The organism is Haemophilus sp. HN_Hi16 (assembly GCF_049823435.1).
GTDB classification, from domain to species: domain Bacteria; phylum Pseudomonadota; class Gammaproteobacteria; order Enterobacterales; family Pasteurellaceae; genus Haemophilus; species Haemophilus influenzae_D.
This window is the reverse complement of sequence record NZ_CP187500.1, coordinates 1158856-1177807: the sequence shown is the minus strand read 5'-3', so window position 1 is coordinate 1177807 and position 18952 is coordinate 1158856. Positions and strand designations below refer to the sequence as shown.

Here is an 18952-nt window from a genome sequence, read left to right as displayed (position 1 = left end):
CAAATCCATATTATTGCGCGTCAAAAGTTAGCATATATTCCACAGAGCGACGATCGTAATCCGCATTATTTGTTACTTTTTCCTCAAACTCTGCCCATACTTTGTTGAAGCCTTTAGTTGGCGTAAATTGAGCGATACCTTTTTCATTGGTTAAATTGAACGGTGCATCTTCACTTACACCTACTTTAATCCCTTGAACGGGTTTACCATTATGTAAAACAAGGATAGAAAGTGGTTTGTTCGCTTGTGGTTTTTCTTGAGGAATCAATTCGTAAGCTTGTTGATGAGATTTGAAAGATTCAGCATCCCATTTCAAAATCGCTTTACCAAATTTAACAGGATTGGTACTAAATTCAGCAGTTGGTTCTTCACGTTTTGTTTTTTCAACGTATTTACCGCTTGGTAGTTTTGACCATACACCATTATCGAAATGAATGAATACTAAATCAGATTTAGGCATAAGATAGGCTTCGCCATTTCTGAATTGGTAATCAACAGCAGTTAATTTTCCTTGCGCATTTAAGGCTTGGATAGATTTAAGTTTAGATTCTGGATAGGTTTCAGTTTGTTCGTGTCCAAATTTCACTACGTATTCATTTTTAGCTGAAGTAGGTTCAAGCCAAACATTGTGTGCGTTAGCAACAGACATACCTAAAAGTGCGGTTAATCCCACGGCGATTTTTTTTAATTCCATTTTGGATACTCCTTGTTTGTTTAAGAAAATTTAGGCGTATGATAAAATATGAAGTAACTTTAGAATCAAGTCATTTTTTAAGGAAATTGATGAAAATTGGAGCGCTTGCTAAAGCCCTAGGCTGTACCGTAGAAACCATTCGTTATTATGAACAACAAGGTTTAATCCCGCCCCCAAAACGCACTTCAGGCAATTTTCGCCAATATAATGAAGAACACTTGCAACGTTTATCATTTATTTGTAACTGCCGAAATCTAGATATTTCATTAAGTGAAATAAAAACCCTACTGAATTTAGAAAACGCCTCCAAACAACAAGCAGAAGAAATTAATCGCGTGTTAGACAAACACATTAAAGAGGTGGCGACAAGGATTCACGAACTCGCCCATTTACGGATGAAATTAATTGAATTACGTGAGAAAGCAGTCTCGAATGATGAAGATCCAATGAAATTGCTATTGCAACATAGTGGCGTGAAATTTGTGCGATTAAAATAACCGCACTTTTAGATTATGGCTGGCTAGATAAACGCTGTTTTGCTTCCTGATTACCTAATTCAGCAGCTTTCTTCAGCCATTCCAATGATTTTTTAGGTTGGTTTTGTGAGCGATAAATATTACTTAACATCATCATCGCATCCGTATCTTTAGCCCGAGCTGTACGTTCAAAAAGCTTAATGGCCTGCTCTGTATTTTGTTTGACGTAATCGCCACGCAGATACATAACGCCAAGATTATTTAGCCCTTTCACGCTGCCCTTCTCTGCGGCTTCGCTAAACCACCAATAAGCCTTTTCATAATCTCTCGCTGTGCCACGCCCGAGATTATATAACATACCAAGATTGCTTTGAGCCGTTATATTTCCTTCCAACGCCATCGGATACATAATATCGAAAACAGAGATCCATTGCTGTTTATTAGCAAACTCTTGTGCCAAATTCATTCTTGCTTGATCATCCATTTTCGGACTCGCTGTAACATCAACGGTTTTCATTGCCCAAATAGGCAAACTAAAACAAAGTAATACGGTGTAAAAAAATAACTTCAGTTTCATTTATAAAGTTGCTATTAAAAGTAAAATAAAAAACACAGCAGTAATCGCAAATTCGGTTAGTCCAACTTGCATAACAGAGAGCTTTTTAGTGGGCAGATAAACCGCTCGCACTAATCCAGGGACAAAAGCTAATGCTAAAACAAATTGTTGCGAAACCACAAAAATCAGTACACATAATAAGTGAAAAATCACTGATGCCCAAAAATAACGTGGATTTTTTCGCTCACGCATCATAGATTTCACATAAAGCGTTGTTCCAATAAAAAATAATGCTGGATAAATCGCCACCCAAAGTATTTTTTCATCAAAAGTGCGGTCAGAAAAGTAATAGGATCCCATTCCAGCTAAAGCAAAAATTAAGATCCCAGCCAAATCATTCCATAAATTACGTTCATCTTTTTTCTTGGTAAAGTAAATATTTACTATTACAAAAGGCAGCATGGCAAACATAAAATAAAGCACTTGCCAATTATAAATTAACGCGGGAATCGCAAAAATCACTGCGGCAGCAAAATAAATCACAGACCATTTTTTGTATAACTCAAGATTTTTACCTTTAAATAAATTCAAAAAAGGATAAGTCATCAAATAAAGCGAAAACCATCCTAATAGTAAAAATAAGTGAGCCCATACTGGATTAGCAAGTAACATACCGTAAATAAAAGGCACCAATGCCATAACAATAGCACCGTGCTGATTAGAAATAAGCAATTTCATAATAATTAAATAATTGAGAATAACTGTCAGGTATTCTAGCTTAGTAAAGAGGATTTTACAAAGCAGTAAAGGCTATTTAGAATAGAAGAAAATACCCCAAAGGAGAATCCTATGACAATTCAACGCATTTTACCCAATGCACGTTTAAGTGAAGTTTCAATTCATAACAACCTCGCCTATTTTGCAGGGCAAGTTCCAGAGCTAACCATAGAGCAAAATGCCTACGAACAAACCAAAGAAGTATTAGGATTAATTGATAAATTGTTAGCAGAAATTGGCTCCAATAAAAGCAATATTTTAACTGCGCAAATTTTCTTGGCAGATATGCAAGATTATGCACAATTAAATCAAGCTTGGGATGAATGGGTCGATCATGTTAGCCCACCAAGTCGAGCGACAGTCGAAGCTAAATTAGCGGATCCTCGTTGGAAAGTTGAAATTGTTGTTATTGCAACCTGCTAGTTTTTAATCACATTAATGGGAGAACATTATGGAAAATTGGACAAATGAAATTTGGGTAGCGATTGGTATCGCTTTTATTGTTGGATTATTTATTGGTTACATTGCCGTGCGTTTAACCAAAGGCTCCGTAAAACATCAAGCTAAAACAGAAGCTGAATTAAAAACAGTCAAAAACCAACTTGATACACAAAAGGCGCAAATCGAAAAACATTTTGCAGAAAGTGCTGAATTATTCAAAACCTTAATTAAGGATTATCAAAAACTTTATCACCACTACGCAACCTCCTCCAATAATTTACTGGGCGAAAAAGATCACAAAGGTTTATTCACCCAACAGTTGATTACTGCAACAGATAAATCTCAAAATGAACAACCAAGAGATTATTCTGAAGGCACATCAGGTTTATTTAAAGAAAAGAGAGAAGAAAATTAAAAAGTGCGGCTAAAAATAGGAATGTTTTTAGCCGTTTATTATTCTATTATTGCACTGATTTTTTAGATTTTTTCCATTTCCAAAAAAAGAATACTACAAGTAAACCAACAAATATATAAATCACTATTTGACCTTTTTGAATTTGTGCATGTAGCCAATCTAAATTTTTAGCCCCTAATTCCCCAAGGTAAACCCAAATGGGTACAGAAATAATCGCAGCACAGAAATCTATTAAAACAAAACGAACATAACTTACACGGCGTGTAATGCCTGAGACCATATAAATTGGAGCGCGTAAACCGGGTAAAAATCGTGCAACAAACAGTACTCGATTTCCATATTGACTGAATTTTTCACGCACCATTCTTAAACGCTGTAATGTTACAATTCTACGTATTGGTCGGAAACGTAAAATTTTCGTACCATAAATTCGACCAAGCCAATACATACAGGAATCGCCAACAAGCACACCAATCATACTAACTAGCAACATCAAATGAGAATTGACATTTTCTGGATAAAGCCCCGCAATGACACCACCTGAAACTAATGTTATATCTTCTGGAATAGGTACACCAAATCCACAAATAATTAAAACAAAAAGAACAGCCCAATAACCATATTCAGTAAAAAATCCAATCAAAAATTCCATTTGTTCCTGCTTTTTTATTAATAGATGTGACAAAAAATTGGTTCACATTTTAATCTTTTCAAATCAAAAAGCCTAGAAAAAAGTTTGATTTGAAAATAAGGATATTCTATAATCCACCGCTCTCAAGGCTTGTCTTTGAGCGGTTTTTAGGAAAATTGCTGGGTCGCCTGCGATTTTCTTTCTTTTAACATTTAATTTCAAGAGAACATAAAAATGGCATTTAAATTTAACGCTGAAGTTCGTACTGCGCAAGGTAAGGGTGCGAGCCGCCGCCTGCGTAACAATGGTCAAATCCCTGCAATTGTTTATGGTGGCAGTGAAGAACCAGTTTCAATCATCTTAAACCACGATGAATTAAACAACGCGCAAGCACACGAATCTTTCTATTCTGAAGTGATTACATTAGTGATCGGTGGTAAAGAAGTTGCAGTTAAAGTACAAGCAATGCAACGTCACCCATTCAAACCAAAATTGGTTCACATTGACTTCAAACGCTCGTAATTCTAGTTCACACATTTAAATAAAATAACAAAAAAGCTAAGACATTCATCTTAGCTTTTTTCTTACATATTCATTGTTTCTCAATAAATATCTAAACTTTAATTTTTTATCAAATAACGTTTTAAATTTTCAACAACAAATTCTAATTCTGCTTTTCCATAGTTCGGCTGAAATTCTAAAAAAATCACCCCAGCCTTTCGACAAGCCTCCCGTTTCACAGCATCACGCTTAGCTGCATTATCCTGATAATGTCCCTGCCCTTGATATTCAATTACTATTACGGCATAGCCTTTCTTATCCACAATCAAAAAATCTACTCGTTTACTATTTATCACAAAATGGGCCTCTTTATCTATATCTATTGATTCTAAAAACTCTCCCATTGAAACCTGAGTAAATAAACGGAACTCTTGATAACCTTTAGACAACAACTTTTCTAAACGAAGAAAAAGTTGATATTCACTCTTATTCATCAAGGCTTTTCTTTTATACTTACTCAATATGACGACATCAAGATGATCATTTTTATTCACAATATTAATTTTATTTTCTGTCGAAAGATAAAGACGACTCTTCTTTGCATTACGACGAGTTGATCTTGATTTAGATGAAAATAAGCCAATGAGAAATAAAATAACAAAAATGAAAATAATGATGTATTGTAAAGAAAATTCCATATTGCTCTCCTAAATGAACAGGAAAACAAGATAGCATTAATAGAATATTACTTTACATTACAAATAAACCTGTTTGAGATCTGGATCGCAAAAACAACCTTAAATAAGACAAAAAACTAACTTTTGTTAGTACTATGGGAGTTAAAAAATATGGCTGGGGTACTAGGATTCGAACCTAGGAATGCTGAGATCAAAACCCAGTGCCTTACCGCTTGGCGATACCCCAATTAGATAAATCTTTGATTGGATATAAAGAAGACTTTTTTGATAGTATGGCTGGGGTACTAGGATTCGAACCTAGGAATGCTGAGATCAAAACCCAGTGCCTTACCGCTTGGCGATACCCCAACGACTATTTGAATTACAAAGCGATAAATGGTGCGGGACGAGGGACTTGAACCCACATACCTCTCGGCGCCAGAACCTAAATCTGGTGCGTCTACCAATTTCGCCAGTCCCGCAAATTTGGTGGCTACAGCGAGATTCGAACTTGCGACCCCAACATTATGAGTGTTGTGCTCTAACCAACTGAGCTATGTAGCCATTACTTAATTTGCTTAACCATATCGGCTTTGCGGGGCGTATTATGCTGATTTTGATGATCCTCGTCAAATACTTTTTTACAAAAAAAGCAATTTTATGTTTGTTTGCTTATTAATGAAGCATATCACTTATTTTTTATTCATTTATACAACTTATATGGCTTTCTCAACGACCAAATTTTTCCTAATCATATTGTTCTTTTATCCGTTCATTTATTGTTAATTAAAATTTATTTGACAAAAAATGATGAAATCGTTATTTCTATACCTATTATTCTAAAAAAACACAACATCTAGGAGTACCTTATGTCCCATCTCTCGGTCGCCAAATTTGGCGGAACATCCGTTGCTAACCACGATGCAATGACAGCTTGTGCAAAAATTATCATTGCCGATCCCAATACACGCGTAGTTGTGCTTTCTGCATCAGCTGGTGTAACAAATTTATTAGTGGCTTTAGCAAATGGTGTAAAAGCGACAGAACGTGAAAAATTAATTGGCGAAATCCGTCAAATTCAAGAGAATATTTTGAATGAATTAAAAGACGATAGCCGTATTCGTCCAATTATTGAAAAATATCTTGAAAATATTACCGCACTTTCTGAAGCAGCGAGTCTTGCAACCTCCCCCGCATTAACCGATGAACTTATTAGTCACGGCGAAATGATGTCTACTCAAATTTTTATTGAGATTTTACGAGAGCAAAACGCATCTGCTACTTGGGTTGATGTGCGTACAATTGTTGCAACCAATAACCATTTTGGTAAAGCTGCGCCAAATGATGAACAAACTCAATCAAACAGCGATAGCATTTTAAAACCATTAATAGACCGCGGCGAATTAGTTATTACCCAAGGTTTTATCGGACGTGAACCAAGCGGTAAAACAACCACATTAGGCCGTGGCGGTAGCGACTACTCTGCTGCTTTATTAGCCGAAGTATTAAATGCAAAAGACGTTTTAATTTGGACTGATGTAGCAGGCATTTATACAACCGATCCACGCATTGTTCCGACAGCACAACGCATCGACACAATGAGCTTTGCTGAAGCTGCTGAAATGGCAACCTTTGGGGCTAAAGTGCTACATCCAGCCACATTGCTCCCTGCCGTACGCAGCAATATCCCTGTTTATGTGGGTTCAAGTAAAGCACCTGAAGCGGGCGGAACTTGGGTTACTCGTGATCCTCAACCGCGTCCAACTTTCCGTGCAATTGCATTACGCCGAGATCAAACTTTACTCACTCTTTCGAGCTTAAGTATGTTGCACGCGCAAGGTTTCTTAGCAAATGTATTTAACATTTTAGCTAAACATAAAATTTCAGTAGATACCATTACTACGTCAGAAGTCAGCATTGCATTAACATTAGATAAAACAGGCTCTGCATCTTCAGGTGCGGAATTACTTTCAACCGAATTATTAGATGAACTTCGTCAATACTGTTCAGTAAAAGTCGATACAGGATTATCATTAGTTGCATTAATCGGTAATGACCTGCATATTACTTCAGGTGTGGCAAAACGTATTTTTGATACTGTTCAATCTTATAATGTGCGAATGATTAGTTATGGGGCAAGTACCAACAATGTTTGTATGTTAGTACAAAGTGAACATTCTGATGAAATTGTACGCTCATTACACAAATCCTTATTTGAATGAAGTTTAAACCTAAAGTGCGGTGAAAAATCACCGCACTTTTTCTTTTATATCATTGAGATTAAAGTTGAAAAAGAGTAAAGTAAACGGCTGTTTATTTTGACTAATTTAACCGAATAAAAGGCGGAAATTATGGGAAAAAGCGTTGTTATCTTAGGTGCACAATGGGGCGATGAAGGTAAAGGGAAAATAGTTGATCTTTTGACGGATCGCGTAAAGTACGTGGTTCGTTATCAAGGCGGTCATAACGCAGGTCACACACTTATTATCAATGGAGAAAAAACCGTATTACGTTTAATTCCATCTGGTATGTTACATCCAAACGTAACTTGCTTAATTGGTAATGGCGTTGTGGTTTCGCCTGAAGCATTAATGAAAGAAATGGGCGAACTTGAAAGCCGTGGTATTAAAGTTCGTGAACGTTTATTAATTTCTGAAGCTTGTCCTTTAATCTTGCCTTATCATGTGGCGATGGATCACGCACGCGAAGCAGCCCTTGGCAAAAAAGCTATTGGTACAACGGGTCGCGGTATTGGTCCTGCTTATGAAGATAAAGTGGCTCGTCGTGGTTTACGCGTAGGCGATTTGTTCGACAAAGAAACTTTTGCCGAAAAACTCAAAAATATCCTTGAATACTATAATTTCCAATTAGTGAACTACTATAAAGTTGAACCTGTCGATTATCAAAAAACCTTAGATGATGTAATGACAATTGCCAATGTAATTACGGGAATGGTGGCAGACATCACTACAATTCTTGATACTGCGCGCAAAAATGGCGAGCATATTTTATTTGAAGGTGCGCAAGGCACAATGTTAGATATCGACCACGGTACTTATCCGTATGTCACTAGCTCAAATACAACGGCTGGTGGTGTCGCAACAGGTTCTGGATTTGGCCCACGCAATCTTGATTATGTACTTGGTATCATCAAGGCTTACTGTACTCGTGTAGGCGGTGGCCCATTCACAACGGAATTATTTGATGATGTGGGTGCTGAGATTGCACGTAAAGGTAACGAGTTTGGTGCGGTAACAGGTCGTCCACGTCGTTGTGGTTGGTTCGATGCCGTTGCAATTCGCCGTGCAATCCAACTCAATTCCATTTCAGGTTTCTGTATGACTAAACTAGACGTGTTAGATGGTTTTGATGAAGTAAAAATCTGCGTTGCTTACAAAATGCCAAATGGCGAAATCGTTGAATATGCACCGTTAGCGGCAAAAGATTGGGAAGGTGTAGAACCAATTTATGAAACATTACCTGGTTGGAAAGAAAATACTTTCCGCATCACAGATGTAAATAAATTGCCACAAAACTGTATTAACTATATTAAACGTATTGAAGAAGTGACTGGCGTACCTATTGATATTCTTTCAACAGGCCCTGATCGTGTGGAAACGATGATTTTACGCGACCCATTCGCCGCTTAATTTCTTTTGATTTTCAGACCGCACTTTAAAAGTGCGGTCTTTTTTTTATGATTTTTTTACTATTCTTCAATAGAACGTAATAATTCATTGATGCCAACTTTACCTAAAGTTTTCGTATCCACTTTTTTCACGATCACAGCACAGTATAAGCTATATTTTCCACATTTTGATGGAAGGCTACCTGATACAACAACAGAACCTGCTGGTACACGGCCGTAGTGAATTTCTCCTGTTTCACGATCATAAATTTTAGTTGATTGACCGATGAATACGCCCATTGAAATCACACAGCCATCTTCAACGATAACACCCTCAACCACTTCTGAACGTGCGCCAATAAAGCAGTTATCGCCGATAATGGTTGGATTAGCTTGTAATGGCTCTAACACGCCGCCGATACCTACACCGCCAGATAAATGAACATTTTTACCAATTTGCGCACAAGAGCCTACTGTCGCCCAAGTATCCACCATGGTGCCTTCGCCAACGTAAGCACCAATGTTTACATAAGATGGCATTAATACGCAGTTTTTAGAAATATATGCGCCTTTACGCACCGTTGCAGAAGGCACAACACGGAAACCTTCTTCAGCAAAACGCTCTTCGGTGTAATCCGCAAATTTTAATGCCACTTTGTCGTAATATTTTGTTTCTGCGCCATCAATAATTTGGTTATCGTTAATGCGGAAAGATAGCAATACCGCTTTTTTTAACCATTGATGTGTTACCCATTCGCCATCAATTTTTTCGGCTACACGATATTTTCCAGAATCTAACCCTTCGATTACTTCTTCAATTGCCGCGCGCGTTTCTGCATCAACGGTTTTTGGTGTAATTTCTGCACGTTTTTCAAATGCAGCTTCAATAATTGCTTGTAAATTTGACATAGAACTTCCTATATGTTGTGAATAAAACGGCGTTAGTTTTACCATATTTTAAACGGGCAAGCAAAACACCGAAAAAAATCACCGCACTTTGTAGAAACAAAACTGCGGTGATAATAAAAAGTTGATTTGATTAAAAGATTGAAAGTGCAAGCCCCACGACAACAGACATACTAAAAACAACCATAATCATTGCATAACCAAAATCGCTCATTTTGTTCTCCTCATAAAAAATAACGCAGACATTCTAGCAAGAATAATACGAAAAAATCACTTCTTTTTATAAAAAATTTGCAATAAAGATGACTAAATTCTCAACAAACCTTTATAATAGGAAAAATTTTTTAGGGATTTAAATATATGGCAACAATTAAAGATGTGGCAAAAATGGCTGGTGTGTCCACCACAACCGTATCTCACGTAATTAATAAAACCCGTTTCGTTGCAAAAGATACGGAGGAAGCGGTGTTATCCGCAATTAAACAACTTAATTATTCCCCTAGTGCTGTGGCACGCAGTTTAAAAGTCAATACCACCAAATCCATTGGTATGATTGTGACAACCAGTGAAGCACCCTATTTTGCCGAAATCATTCATTCTGTTGAAGAACATTGCTATCGACAAGGTTATTCTTTGTTCTTATGTAACACACAAAATGATCCTGAAAAAGTCAAAAATCATTTAGAAATGTTGGCAAAAAAACGGGTCGATGGCTTGCTTGTAATGTGTTCTGAATATACGCAAGATTCATTGGATTTACTTTCATCATTTTCCACTATTCCAATGGTTGTAATGGATTGGGGCCCAAATGCTAATACCGATGTGATTGATGATCATAGTTTTGATGGCGGATATTTAGCAACCAAACACCTCATTGAGTGCGGTCATAAAAAAATCGGGATTATCTGCGGCGAACTCAATAAAACTACCGCAAGAACGCGTTATGAAGGCTTTGTAAAAGCAATGGAAGAAGCTAAATTAACCATCAATCCGTCTTGGGTACTAGAAGGTGCATTTGAGCCTGAAGATGGCTATGAATGTATGAATCGTTTACTGACTCAAGAGGAATTACCAACTGCCCTATTCTGTTGTAACGATGTGATGGCGTTAGGTGCAATTTCCGCTCTGACAGAAAAAGACTTACGCGTGCCAGAGGATATGTCCATTATCGGCTATGATGATATTCACGCCTCACGTTTCTACGCACCACCATTAACCACCATTCATCAATCAAAACTACGTTTAGGCAGACAGGCAGTAAATATTCTGTTAGAACGAATTAGTCACAAAGATGAAAGCGTTCAACAATATGGTCGTATTGATATAGCCCCTGAGCTTATCATTCGAAAATCCGTTAAATCGATTTTATAAACTTAGCAAAAATAGACTGCATTTTTTAAACAATCCCTAAAAAGTGCGGTTCTTTTTTAGCTATTTTTTAGCTTTTCTTGATTATTTTCAAAATTTCTCTGAATAGCATTTGCCCTCCACCCTATTTTTAGTTATATCTACCGCCAACTGACAAATTTTATTTTTTACTTTTAGGAGTTCCTATGACACAAGAGTACGCCACTCTGCGCAATAACATTAGTATGTTAGGGCGTTTTCTCGGAGAAACTATCAATGATGCACAGGGCGAAGATATTCTCGAATTAATCGAAAACATTCGTAAACTTTCTCGTAATTCTCGTGCTGGCGATGATAAAGCAAGACAAGCATTGCTCGACACGCTCGGTAGTATTTCTAATGAAAATATTATTCCCGTCGCGCGTGCTTTCAGCCAATTTTTAAACCTCACAAACATTGCTGAACAATATCAAACGATTTCCCGTGAACATTCTCTTGCACAAAGTTCTTCTCAATCCTTAAGCGAACTTTTCAAACGTTTAAAAGAACAAAATGCCTCAGTGGAAGAGGTGCATAAAACCGTCGAAAAATTATTAATTGAGCTTGTTCTGACCGCACATCCAACAGAAACAACACGTCGTTCATTAATTCATAAACACATTGAAATCAATAAATGTTTAAGCAAATTAGAGCATAATGATTTAACTGAAAAAGAACGCAATATTATTGAGCGTCTATTACTTCGTTTAATCGCAGAAGCGTGGCATACCAACGAAATTCGTACTGTTCGTCCAACACCATTTGATGAAGCAAAATGGGGCTTTGCGATGTTGGAAAACAGTTTGTGGCAAGCTGTACCAGAATTTTTACGCCAACTAAATGAAACCGCCCGTGAATTTTTAGGTTACGATTTGCCAGTGGGATTAAAACCTGTGCGTATTTCCTCTTGGATGGGTGGCGACCGTGATGGAAATCCATTTGTCACCGCACAAATCACCAAAAAAGTACTTTATTTTGCCCGTTGGAAAGCGGCAGATTTATTCTTACAAGACATCAGCAAATTAGCCGATGAACTTTCAATGATGAAATGTAGCGATGAATTTCGCACTAAATACGGCGAGCATTTAGAACCCTATCGTTTCGTAGTAAAAAATTTACGCCATCAGCTAACAGCAACCTTAGCTTATTTTGATGATCGCTTATCTGATCGCACACCGCGCGTATCTGAAAGCGAAATTATTTTAGAAGATAATCAACTTTGGGAACCGCTTTACGATTGCTATCAATCTTTAATTCAATGCGGTATGCGCATTATTGCGAACGGTTCATTGTTGAATATTTTGCACCGTATTAGCTGTTTTGGCGTGATACTTTCTCAGATGGATATTCGCCAAGAAAGCACTCGTCACACCGATGCCATTGCTGAAATCACGCGCTATATTGGTTTAGGCGATTACTCTCAATGGATGGAAGACGATAAACAGGCCTTCTTAATTCGAGAATTAAGCTCACGCCGTCCATTAATTCCGCAAAACTGGACGCCATCGCCTGAAACCCAAGAAATTTTAGATACTTGCAAAGTCATTGCTCAACAAAAACAAGGTGTAATAGCTTGTTATGTTATTTCGATGGCACGCAGTGCCTCTGATGTTTTAGCCGTTCATTTACTCTTAAAAGAAGCGGGCGTGCCATATCATATTCCTGTTGTGCCATTATTCGAAACCTTAGACGATTTAGATGCAGCTGAAAAAGTGATGACTCAACTTTTCAATGTAGGTTGGTATCGTGGAGTTATCAATAATCGTCAAATGGTAATGATTGGTTATTCAGATTCGGCAAAAGATGCGGGAATGATGGCTGCCTCTTGGGCGCAATATCGTGCACAAGAAGCCTTAGTGAATTTAACGGAAAAACTTGGTATTGAACTCATTTTATTCCACGGACGTGGTGGCACGATTGGTCGTGGCGGTGCGCCAGCACATGCGGCATTACTTTCTCAACCGCCTCGTTCCCTAAAAAATGGTTTACGTGTAACAGAACAAGGCGAAATGATTCGCTTTAAACTGGGTTTACCGGCTGTAGCGGTAGAAACCTTTGATCTCTACGCCAGCGCCATTTTAGAAGCAAATCTTTTACCACCACCAGAACCGAAACCAGAATGGCGTAACATAATGGACGAGCTTTCCACGATTTCTTGCGATATTTACCGTAGTGTGGTGCGTGGCGATAAAGATTTCGTGCCTTATTTCCGCAGTGCGACGCCAGAACAGGAGCTGTCCAAATTGCCGCTTGGATCTCGCCCAGCAAAACGCAATCCAAATGGCGGCGTGGAAAGTTTACGTGCCATCCCTTGGATTTTTGCGTGGATGCAAAATCGCTTAATGCTACCTGCTTGGTTAGGCGCAGGTGCCTCTATACGTCAAATTATCGAACAAGGAAAAGGCGATATTATTCATAAAATGTGTGAAAACTGGCCGTTCTTTTCAACGCGAATCGGAATGTTGGAAATGGTCTTTAGTAAATCGGATACTTGGCTTTCCCAACAATATGATCAACGATTAGTGAAAAAAGAACTTTGGTATTTAGGGGAAAATTTACGTAAGCAACTTGAAGATGATATTCAAACTGTACTTTCACTTTCTCATCAAAGTGAATTGATGTCTGATTTACCTTGGATTGCAGATTCAATCGCATTGCGTAATATCTACACGGATCCACTCAATCTACTACAAGTAGAATTACTTCACCGTTTCCGTGAAAATCCAGAGCAAGTAAATCCCGATGTGGAACAAGCATTAATGATTACCATTACAGGTATCGCAGCTGGAATGCGTAATACGGGCTAGAACGATGAAAAAAGTGCGGAAAAATTTTCCGCACTTTTTTATTCAAATCGATCACTTAATAAAAATTGTAAAACTGCATCCATTCTCAGGTGGGGAATAGTTTCGCCTTGTTCTAAAGGCTGAGGTTCAAAACTATCGAAATCAAAATGCGGTTGTTTTTGCCAGAATTCTGATCTTGGTAATTTACTCGGCACCGTTCCTGGATAAAGCGTAATCGGTTGTTTATCAATAGAACGAATCCCTTGAATCGCTTTAATTTCTTTTCCTTGCTGATTTACAATCACTTGCTTTGTGGTACGAACAGCCGCAATCGCGGTATATTCCGTATCAATTCCTTCAAATTCCACATGGCGACCGCCCTCTTGCACAATTTGGCGTATTAAACTCACTAAATTAGGCATTTGATCGCGAGTAATATGATCCGCCTTCGTCGCAACAAACATTAATCGATCAATTCTCGGGGAAAACAAACGATGAAGAAAATTTCTACTGCCATAATGGAAATTATTAAATAACTGATTTAAGCCCATTTGCATATCTAAAAAGGCTTGCTGGCTGTGGTTTAAAGGCGTTAAACAATCCGCCAAAATCACTTGGCGATCAAAATTAGAAAAATAATTTTCGTAAAAACCTTTCACAATTTTATTGCGATAATAATTATAACGTGTTGTCAGCACGGCAAAATAGCTATTCGATTTGGCTGTTTTTTTCAAGGTTTGCCACTGTTCTTCTGAAAGATGAATTAATGGAAAAAATTGTAATGCGGGCGCGCCCTCTAAATCACTTGGCAACACAAATCGCCCAGGCTGAATAAATTGCATGCCTTGCGACTTGCATTGGTGTAAATAATCCGTATAACTTTTCGCAATCTTGGCTAAAACATCTTCATTTGCGACCGCACTTAAATCCAAATCCTGTAACATAGCAAGCCAATTTCGCGCTAATTCTTCGCGAATACCTGTGGTTGCCTTGACTTGTTCTTGCGACCATTGTTGAAAATCTAGATTTAACAACGGCAAATCGAGTAGCCATTCCCCTGGATAATCAAAAATATCCAGATAAAGCGTGCTGCGTTCTTTCAAATGACGTAGCAAGCCAGATTGACGTTGAAAACGAATGGCTAAACGCGTTTCACTCACGCCACGAGTAGACTGAAACCATTGAGGCGGATTTTGTGACAAATCATTTAAATTACTTTCATAATCAAAACGTGGCACGCTGAGATCTTGTTGGGATACTCGTTTGACTGCCAAAATTGAACCATTTCTAGCCGCTTCAAACAAGGGCAAATGCTGTGACGAATTTTGATTAATAGAGAGAAGTTGATTAATTAAACTTGTAATAAACGCCGTTTTTCCACTTCGACTTAACCCCGTCACCGCCAAGCTCAAAGTGCGGTCAAAACCACGATTAATAATTTGATTGATTTCCTTTTGAACCCGATTAAACATTCAATATCCTAGCCATTTTTGCCAATATATTTTACAATTCGCAACATAATTTATCACAAAGCATTTGTTATGTTACGTCTAAATCTGAGATTTTTATCTTTTCTGCTCTGTATAAGCCAAAGTATAGGATTACAAGCCGCACCAAGTATCCCAACATTTTTAACTGAAAATGGCTTAACTTATTGCACCCACGCTTCAGGTTTTTCATTTAATCCGCAAACGGCAGATGCAGGAACCAGTATGAATGTGGTCACGGAGCAAATTTATAACAAATTATTTGATATAAAAAATCACAGTGCAACATTAACACCAATGCTGGCTCAATCTTATTCCATCTCAGCTGATGGTAAAGAAATTTTATTAAATTTACGTCACGGCGTAAAATTTCACCAAACCCCTTGGTTTACCCCAACACGTGATTTTAACGCGGAAGACGTAGTATTTTCGATTAATCGTGTATTAGGGCATAATACTTATTTACCAACCTTAGCAAAGGCGAATGTTACCTATAGTAATCCACAATATAAAGTGTTTCACGAACAAGCAAGAAAAGTGCGTTTTCCTTATTTTGATAGCATTAAACTTAACGAAAAAATCAAATCTGTGACCGCACTTTCGCCTTATCAAGTAAAAATTGAATTATTTGAACCAGATTCCTCCATTTTGTCGCATCTTGCCAGCCAATATGCCATTATTTTTTCACAAGAATATGCCTATCAATTAAGTGCAGATGATAACCTTGCTCAATTAGATACTCATCCAGTAGGCACAGGGCCGTATCAAGTAAAAGATTATGTATATAATCAATATGTTCGCTTAGTGCGTAACGAAAACTATTGGAAAAAAGAAGCCAAGATAGAACATATTATTGTGGATCTTTCTACTGATCGCAGCGGACGTTTAGTCAAATTTTTCAATAATGAATGTCAAATCGCCTCTTATCCTGAAGTAAGCCAAATTGGCTTATTAAAAAATGATGACAAACATTATTATATGCAATCTACTGATGGTATGAATTTAGCCTATTTAGCGTTTAATTTTGATAAGCCATTAATGCGAGATCACGAAATCCGTGCCGCTATTTCACAAAGTTTAAACCGAGCTCGAATCATTCATAGCATTTACCATAACACAGCAACTGTTGCTAATAACATTATTCCTGAAGTGTCTTGGGCTTCAAGTGTCAATACGCCAGAATTTGAGTTTGATTACAATCCCAAAATCGCCAAAAATAAATTAGCAGATAAAAACCTTTTGTTAAATTTATGGGTAATTAATGAAGAACAAGTCTATAATCCTGCACCTTTTAAAATAGCTGAAATGATAAAATGGGATTTAGCTCAAGCGGGTGTGAAAGTTAAAGTGCGTGCCGTAACTCGTCCATTTTTAACTGCACAATTACGCAATCAATCGGAAAATTATGATTTGATTCTATCTGGTTGGTTAGCTGGTAATCTTGATCCTGATGGTTTTATGCGTCCAATTTTAAGCTGTGGAACAAAAAATGAACTCACTAATTTATCTAATTGGTGTAATGAAGAATTTGATCAATTTATGGATCGCGCCATTACCACCTCACATTTAAGTTCACGCGCAAAAGCCTATAATGAAGCCCAAGAACTCGTTTTACGTGAATTACCCATTATTCCTATTGCCAATGTAAAACGTATTTTAGTCGCAAATAGTCGTGTGAAAGGAGTAAAAATAACACCTTTTGGTAGCTTAGATTTTTCCACCTTACATTTTATTCAGGAGAAACACTAATGTTATGGTCGGCTCTTCGCCATATCCTGTGGGTGGCATTATTATTACTCGTATTATCGCTATTAGGCTTTGTCATTTTATTGCGCGATCCTCTTAATGCGAATCTTGTTACACAAAACATTTATATCGGCTATTTCCATTATTTAGGCACCTTGTTACAAGGTGATTTTGGCATTACCTATAACGGTGGAAAATCATTAATGAACCTTATTCTTACGGTTCTTCCTCCCACATTGGAACTTTGTTTCATTACATTGTTTTTGGCATTTATTTTTGGTTTGCCACTTGGCATTATAAGTGCGGTCAATTCTGAACAAGTTTTTGCAAAAAGTTTACAAATCCTATCTTATGTAGGGCTATCTATTCCAATATTTTGGTTAGCCCCCATTTTACTGTATGTTGCCGCGCTCTCACATTGGGAAATTGCCGCTATTGGACAATATAATTTGCTTTACGAAATTAAATCCATTACGGGATTTCCTGTTATTGATATGTGGTTTCTGGAAGTACCTTATCGTACAAAAATCGTACAAAACATATTGCAACATTTAGCCTTACCAACATTGGTATTGTGTATTTTGCCAACAATGGAAATTATCCGTATTATTCATCAACGAGCAGAATATATTTTGAATCAAAATTTTTCTAAAGTAGCGACAACACGGGGTTGGTCAAAATGGAAAATTCTCCATCAATATGTATTCCGTAATACTTTTCCCCTGCTTGTTCCACAAGTACCACGTGTATTCACATTAGTATTAACGCAATGTATGTTGGTAGAAACGGCTTTAGGTTGGCCTGGCATTGGTCGTTGGTTAATTAATGCCGTAAATGAACAAGATTACAACAGCATTGCCGCAGGTGTAATTGTTATTGGTGTATGTATTATTTTGATTGATACATTCACTAAAATATTCACTTTTATACTCGATCCATTTAAAAAGAAAGGTTGGTATGCAAGATAAAGAACCTGATGAATTCCGCGAAAGCACCTCAATCTTTCAAATTTGGTTACGCTTTCGTCAAAATACCATCGCACTTTTTAGCTTTTATTTATTAATCGCATTAATTTTTACCGCACTTTTTGCTAGTTATCTTGCACCTTATGCTGATAATCGACAATTTATTGGGCAAGAATTAATGCCTCCATCTTGGGTAGATAGAGGAAAAATTGCTTTTTTCTTTGGTACTGATGATTTAGGTCGCGACATATTAAGTCGTTTAATTATGGGTACTCGTTATACCTTAGGTTCTGCTTTACTGGTTGTCTTTTCAGTGGCAATAATAGGCGGCGCACTAGGAATTATTGCAGGACTACTGAAAGGTATTAAAGCTCGTTTTGTCGGGCATATTTTTGATGCTTTTTTATCGTTACCTATTCTATTAATTGCCGTTGTTATTTCAACATTAATGGAACCAAGTTTATGGAATGCAATGTTTGCTACGCTATTAGCGATTTTGCCTTATTTCATTCACACTATCTATCGCGCTATTCAAAAAGAATTAGAAAAGGATTATGTTGTAATGCTAAAACTTGAAGGCATTTCCAATCAAGCCTTATTAAAAAGCACTATTTTACCGAATATTACTGTTATTTATATTCAAGAAGTGGCTCATGCTTTTGTTATAGCCGTGTTGGATATTAGCGCGTTAAGTTTTATTTCTCTTGGCGCACAACGACCTACACCAGAATGGGGGGCAATGATAAAAGACTCTTTGGAACTACTTTATCTTGCACCTTGGACAGTACTTTTACCCGGTTTCGCTATTATTTTTACTATTTTATTAAGTATTATTTTCAGTAATGGCTTAACTAAAGCCATCAATCAACATCAAGAATAG

General features: G+C 37.3%; 18 protein-coding genes and 4 tRNA genes. 11 read left to right on the top strand and 11 right to left on the bottom strand.

Annotated features, from left to right (window positions below):
- Window positions 1–10: 10 nt before the first annotated feature.
- Complete coding sequence (locus ACPT9C_RS05800) at window positions 11–694, bottom strand: DUF4198 domain-containing protein (protein ID WP_061671228.1); 684 nt, start codon at window positions 692–694, stop codon at window positions 11–13.
- 89 nt (window positions 695–783) lie between these two features.
- Here ACPT9C_RS05800 and ACPT9C_RS05795 point away from each other — a divergent pair, with 89 nt between their 5' ends.
- Window positions 784–1191 carry a Cd(II)/Pb(II)-responsive transcriptional regulator gene (locus ACPT9C_RS05795; protein WP_061671229.1) on the top strand — a complete coding sequence of 136 codons (408 nt, stop codon included), beginning with the start codon at window positions 784–786 and terminating at the stop codon, window positions 1189–1191.
- Window positions 1192–1204: 13 nt separating this feature from the next.
- Here ACPT9C_RS05795 and ACPT9C_RS05790 read toward each other — a convergent pair whose 3' ends face one another.
- Window positions 1205–1747, bottom strand: a complete 543-nt coding sequence (locus ACPT9C_RS05790; RefSeq protein ID WP_061671230.1) for a tetratricopeptide repeat protein — start codon at window positions 1745–1747, stop codon at window positions 1205–1207.
- Window positions 1748–2464, bottom strand: coding sequence for a YwiC-like family protein (locus ACPT9C_RS05785; RefSeq protein ID WP_061671231.1), 717 nt, complete (start codon window positions 2462–2464; stop codon window positions 1748–1750). It lies immediately after the preceding gene.
- 111 nt (window positions 2465–2575) lie between these two features.
- Between ACPT9C_RS05785 and ACPT9C_RS05780 the strand changes: the two genes are divergently transcribed.
- Window positions 2576–2926 (top strand): RidA family protein, encoded by a 351-nt coding sequence (locus ACPT9C_RS05780; RefSeq protein ID WP_005660525.1) that lies wholly within the window; start codon window positions 2576–2578, stop codon window positions 2924–2926.
- Window positions 2927–2954: 28 nt separating this feature from the next.
- Window positions 2955–3359: a YhcB family protein gene (locus tag ACPT9C_RS05775; protein WP_114934815.1), complete on the top strand. Its 405-nt coding sequence runs from the start codon at window positions 2955–2957 to the stop codon at window positions 3357–3359.
- A gap of 46 nt (window positions 3360–3405) precedes the next feature.
- Here ACPT9C_RS05775 and ACPT9C_RS05770 read toward each other — a convergent pair whose 3' ends face one another.
- Window positions 3406–4011, bottom strand: a complete 606-nt coding sequence (locus ACPT9C_RS05770; protein WP_005660522.1) for a DedA family protein — start codon at window positions 4009–4011, stop codon at window positions 3406–3408.
- A 213-nt stretch (window positions 4012–4224) separates the two neighbouring features.
- Between ACPT9C_RS05770 and rplY the strand changes: the two genes are divergently transcribed.
- A complete protein-coding gene (rplY, locus tag ACPT9C_RS05765; RefSeq protein WP_050847556.1) occupies window positions 4225–4512 on the top strand; it encodes a 50S ribosomal protein L25 in 288 nt (95 codons plus the stop codon).
- 98 nt (window positions 4513–4610) lie between these two features.
- Here rplY and ACPT9C_RS05760 read toward each other — a convergent pair whose 3' ends face one another.
- From ACPT9C_RS05760 to ACPT9C_RS05740, 5 genes are all read right to left on the bottom strand, one after another.
- Entirely contained in the window at window positions 4611–5189 is a 579-nt protein-coding gene (locus ACPT9C_RS05760) for a DUF2726 domain-containing protein (protein WP_061671233.1), read from the bottom strand.
- Between the two features lie 151 nt (window positions 5190–5340).
- Window positions 5341–5415: transfer RNA gene (locus tag ACPT9C_RS05755), tRNA-Gln, on the bottom strand.
- A 47-nt stretch (window positions 5416–5462) separates the two neighbouring features.
- A tRNA-Gln gene (locus ACPT9C_RS05750) sits at window positions 5463–5537 on the bottom strand.
- A gap of 28 nt (window positions 5538–5565) precedes the next feature.
- Window positions 5566–5650 (bottom strand) — tRNA-Leu (locus tag ACPT9C_RS05745).
- 5 nt (window positions 5651–5655) lie between these two features.
- Window positions 5656–5732: transfer RNA gene (locus ACPT9C_RS05740), tRNA-Met, on the bottom strand.
- A 305-nt stretch (window positions 5733–6037) separates the two neighbouring features.
- Between ACPT9C_RS05740 and lysC the strand changes: the two genes are divergently transcribed.
- Both lysC and purA read left to right on the top strand, forming a co-directional pair.
- Window positions 6038–7390: a lysine-sensitive aspartokinase 3 gene (gene lysC, locus ACPT9C_RS05735; protein ID WP_061671234.1), complete on the top strand. Its 1353-nt coding sequence runs from the start codon at window positions 6038–6040 to the stop codon at window positions 7388–7390.
- Between the two features lie 129 nt (window positions 7391–7519).
- Window positions 7520–8818 (top strand): adenylosuccinate synthase, encoded by a 1299-nt coding sequence (gene purA, locus ACPT9C_RS05730; RefSeq protein ID WP_111688999.1) that lies wholly within the window; start codon window positions 7520–7522, stop codon window positions 8816–8818.
- A 59-nt stretch (window positions 8819–8877) separates the two neighbouring features.
- Here purA and dapD read toward each other — a convergent pair whose 3' ends face one another.
- The gene (gene dapD / locus ACPT9C_RS05725; protein ID WP_118879922.1) at window positions 8878–9705 is read right to left on the bottom strand and encodes a 2,3,4,5-tetrahydropyridine-2,6-dicarboxylate N-succinyltransferase; all 828 of its coding nucleotides are present in this window, start codon (window positions 9703–9705) and stop codon (window positions 8878–8880) included.
- Between the two features lie 357 nt (window positions 9706–10062).
- Between dapD and purR the strand changes: the two genes are divergently transcribed.
- Entirely contained in the window at window positions 10063–11073 is a 1011-nt protein-coding gene (gene purR, locus ACPT9C_RS05720; protein ID WP_032824085.1) for an HTH-type transcriptional repressor PurR, read from the top strand.
- Between the two features lie 182 nt (window positions 11074–11255).
- Window positions 11256–13895 carry a phosphoenolpyruvate carboxylase gene (gene ppc / locus ACPT9C_RS05715; protein ID WP_423717278.1) on the top strand — a complete coding sequence of 880 codons (2640 nt, stop codon included), beginning with the start codon at window positions 11256–11258 and terminating at the stop codon, window positions 13893–13895.
- A 38-nt stretch (window positions 13896–13933) separates the two neighbouring features.
- On the opposite strand, the gene ACPT9C_RS05710 is transcribed toward ppc, so the two are convergent.
- Window positions 13934–15346: a YcjX family protein gene (locus ACPT9C_RS05710; protein WP_050949093.1), complete on the bottom strand. Its 1413-nt coding sequence runs from the start codon at window positions 15344–15346 to the stop codon at window positions 13934–13936.
- 69 nt (window positions 15347–15415) lie between these two features.
- Here ACPT9C_RS05710 and ACPT9C_RS05705 point away from each other — a divergent pair, with 69 nt between their 5' ends.
- The 3 genes from ACPT9C_RS05705 to ACPT9C_RS05695 are packed head-to-tail and all read left to right on the top strand — an operon-like array spanning window position 15416 to window position 18952.
- Entirely contained in the window at window positions 15416–17110 is a 1695-nt protein-coding gene (locus tag ACPT9C_RS05705) for an ABC transporter substrate-binding protein (RefSeq protein ID WP_118879923.1), read from the top strand.
- Window positions 17110–18075, top strand: coding sequence for an ABC transporter permease (locus ACPT9C_RS05700; protein ID WP_044345764.1), 966 nt, complete (start codon window positions 17110–17112; stop codon window positions 18073–18075). The genes ACPT9C_RS05705 and ACPT9C_RS05700 overlap by 1 nt, the downstream gene beginning before the upstream one ends.
- Window positions 18065–18952 (top strand): ABC transporter permease subunit, encoded by an 888-nt coding sequence (locus tag ACPT9C_RS05695; RefSeq protein ID WP_005689227.1) that lies wholly within the window; start codon window positions 18065–18067, stop codon window positions 18950–18952. Before ACPT9C_RS05700 ends, ACPT9C_RS05695 begins: the two co-directional genes overlap by 11 nt.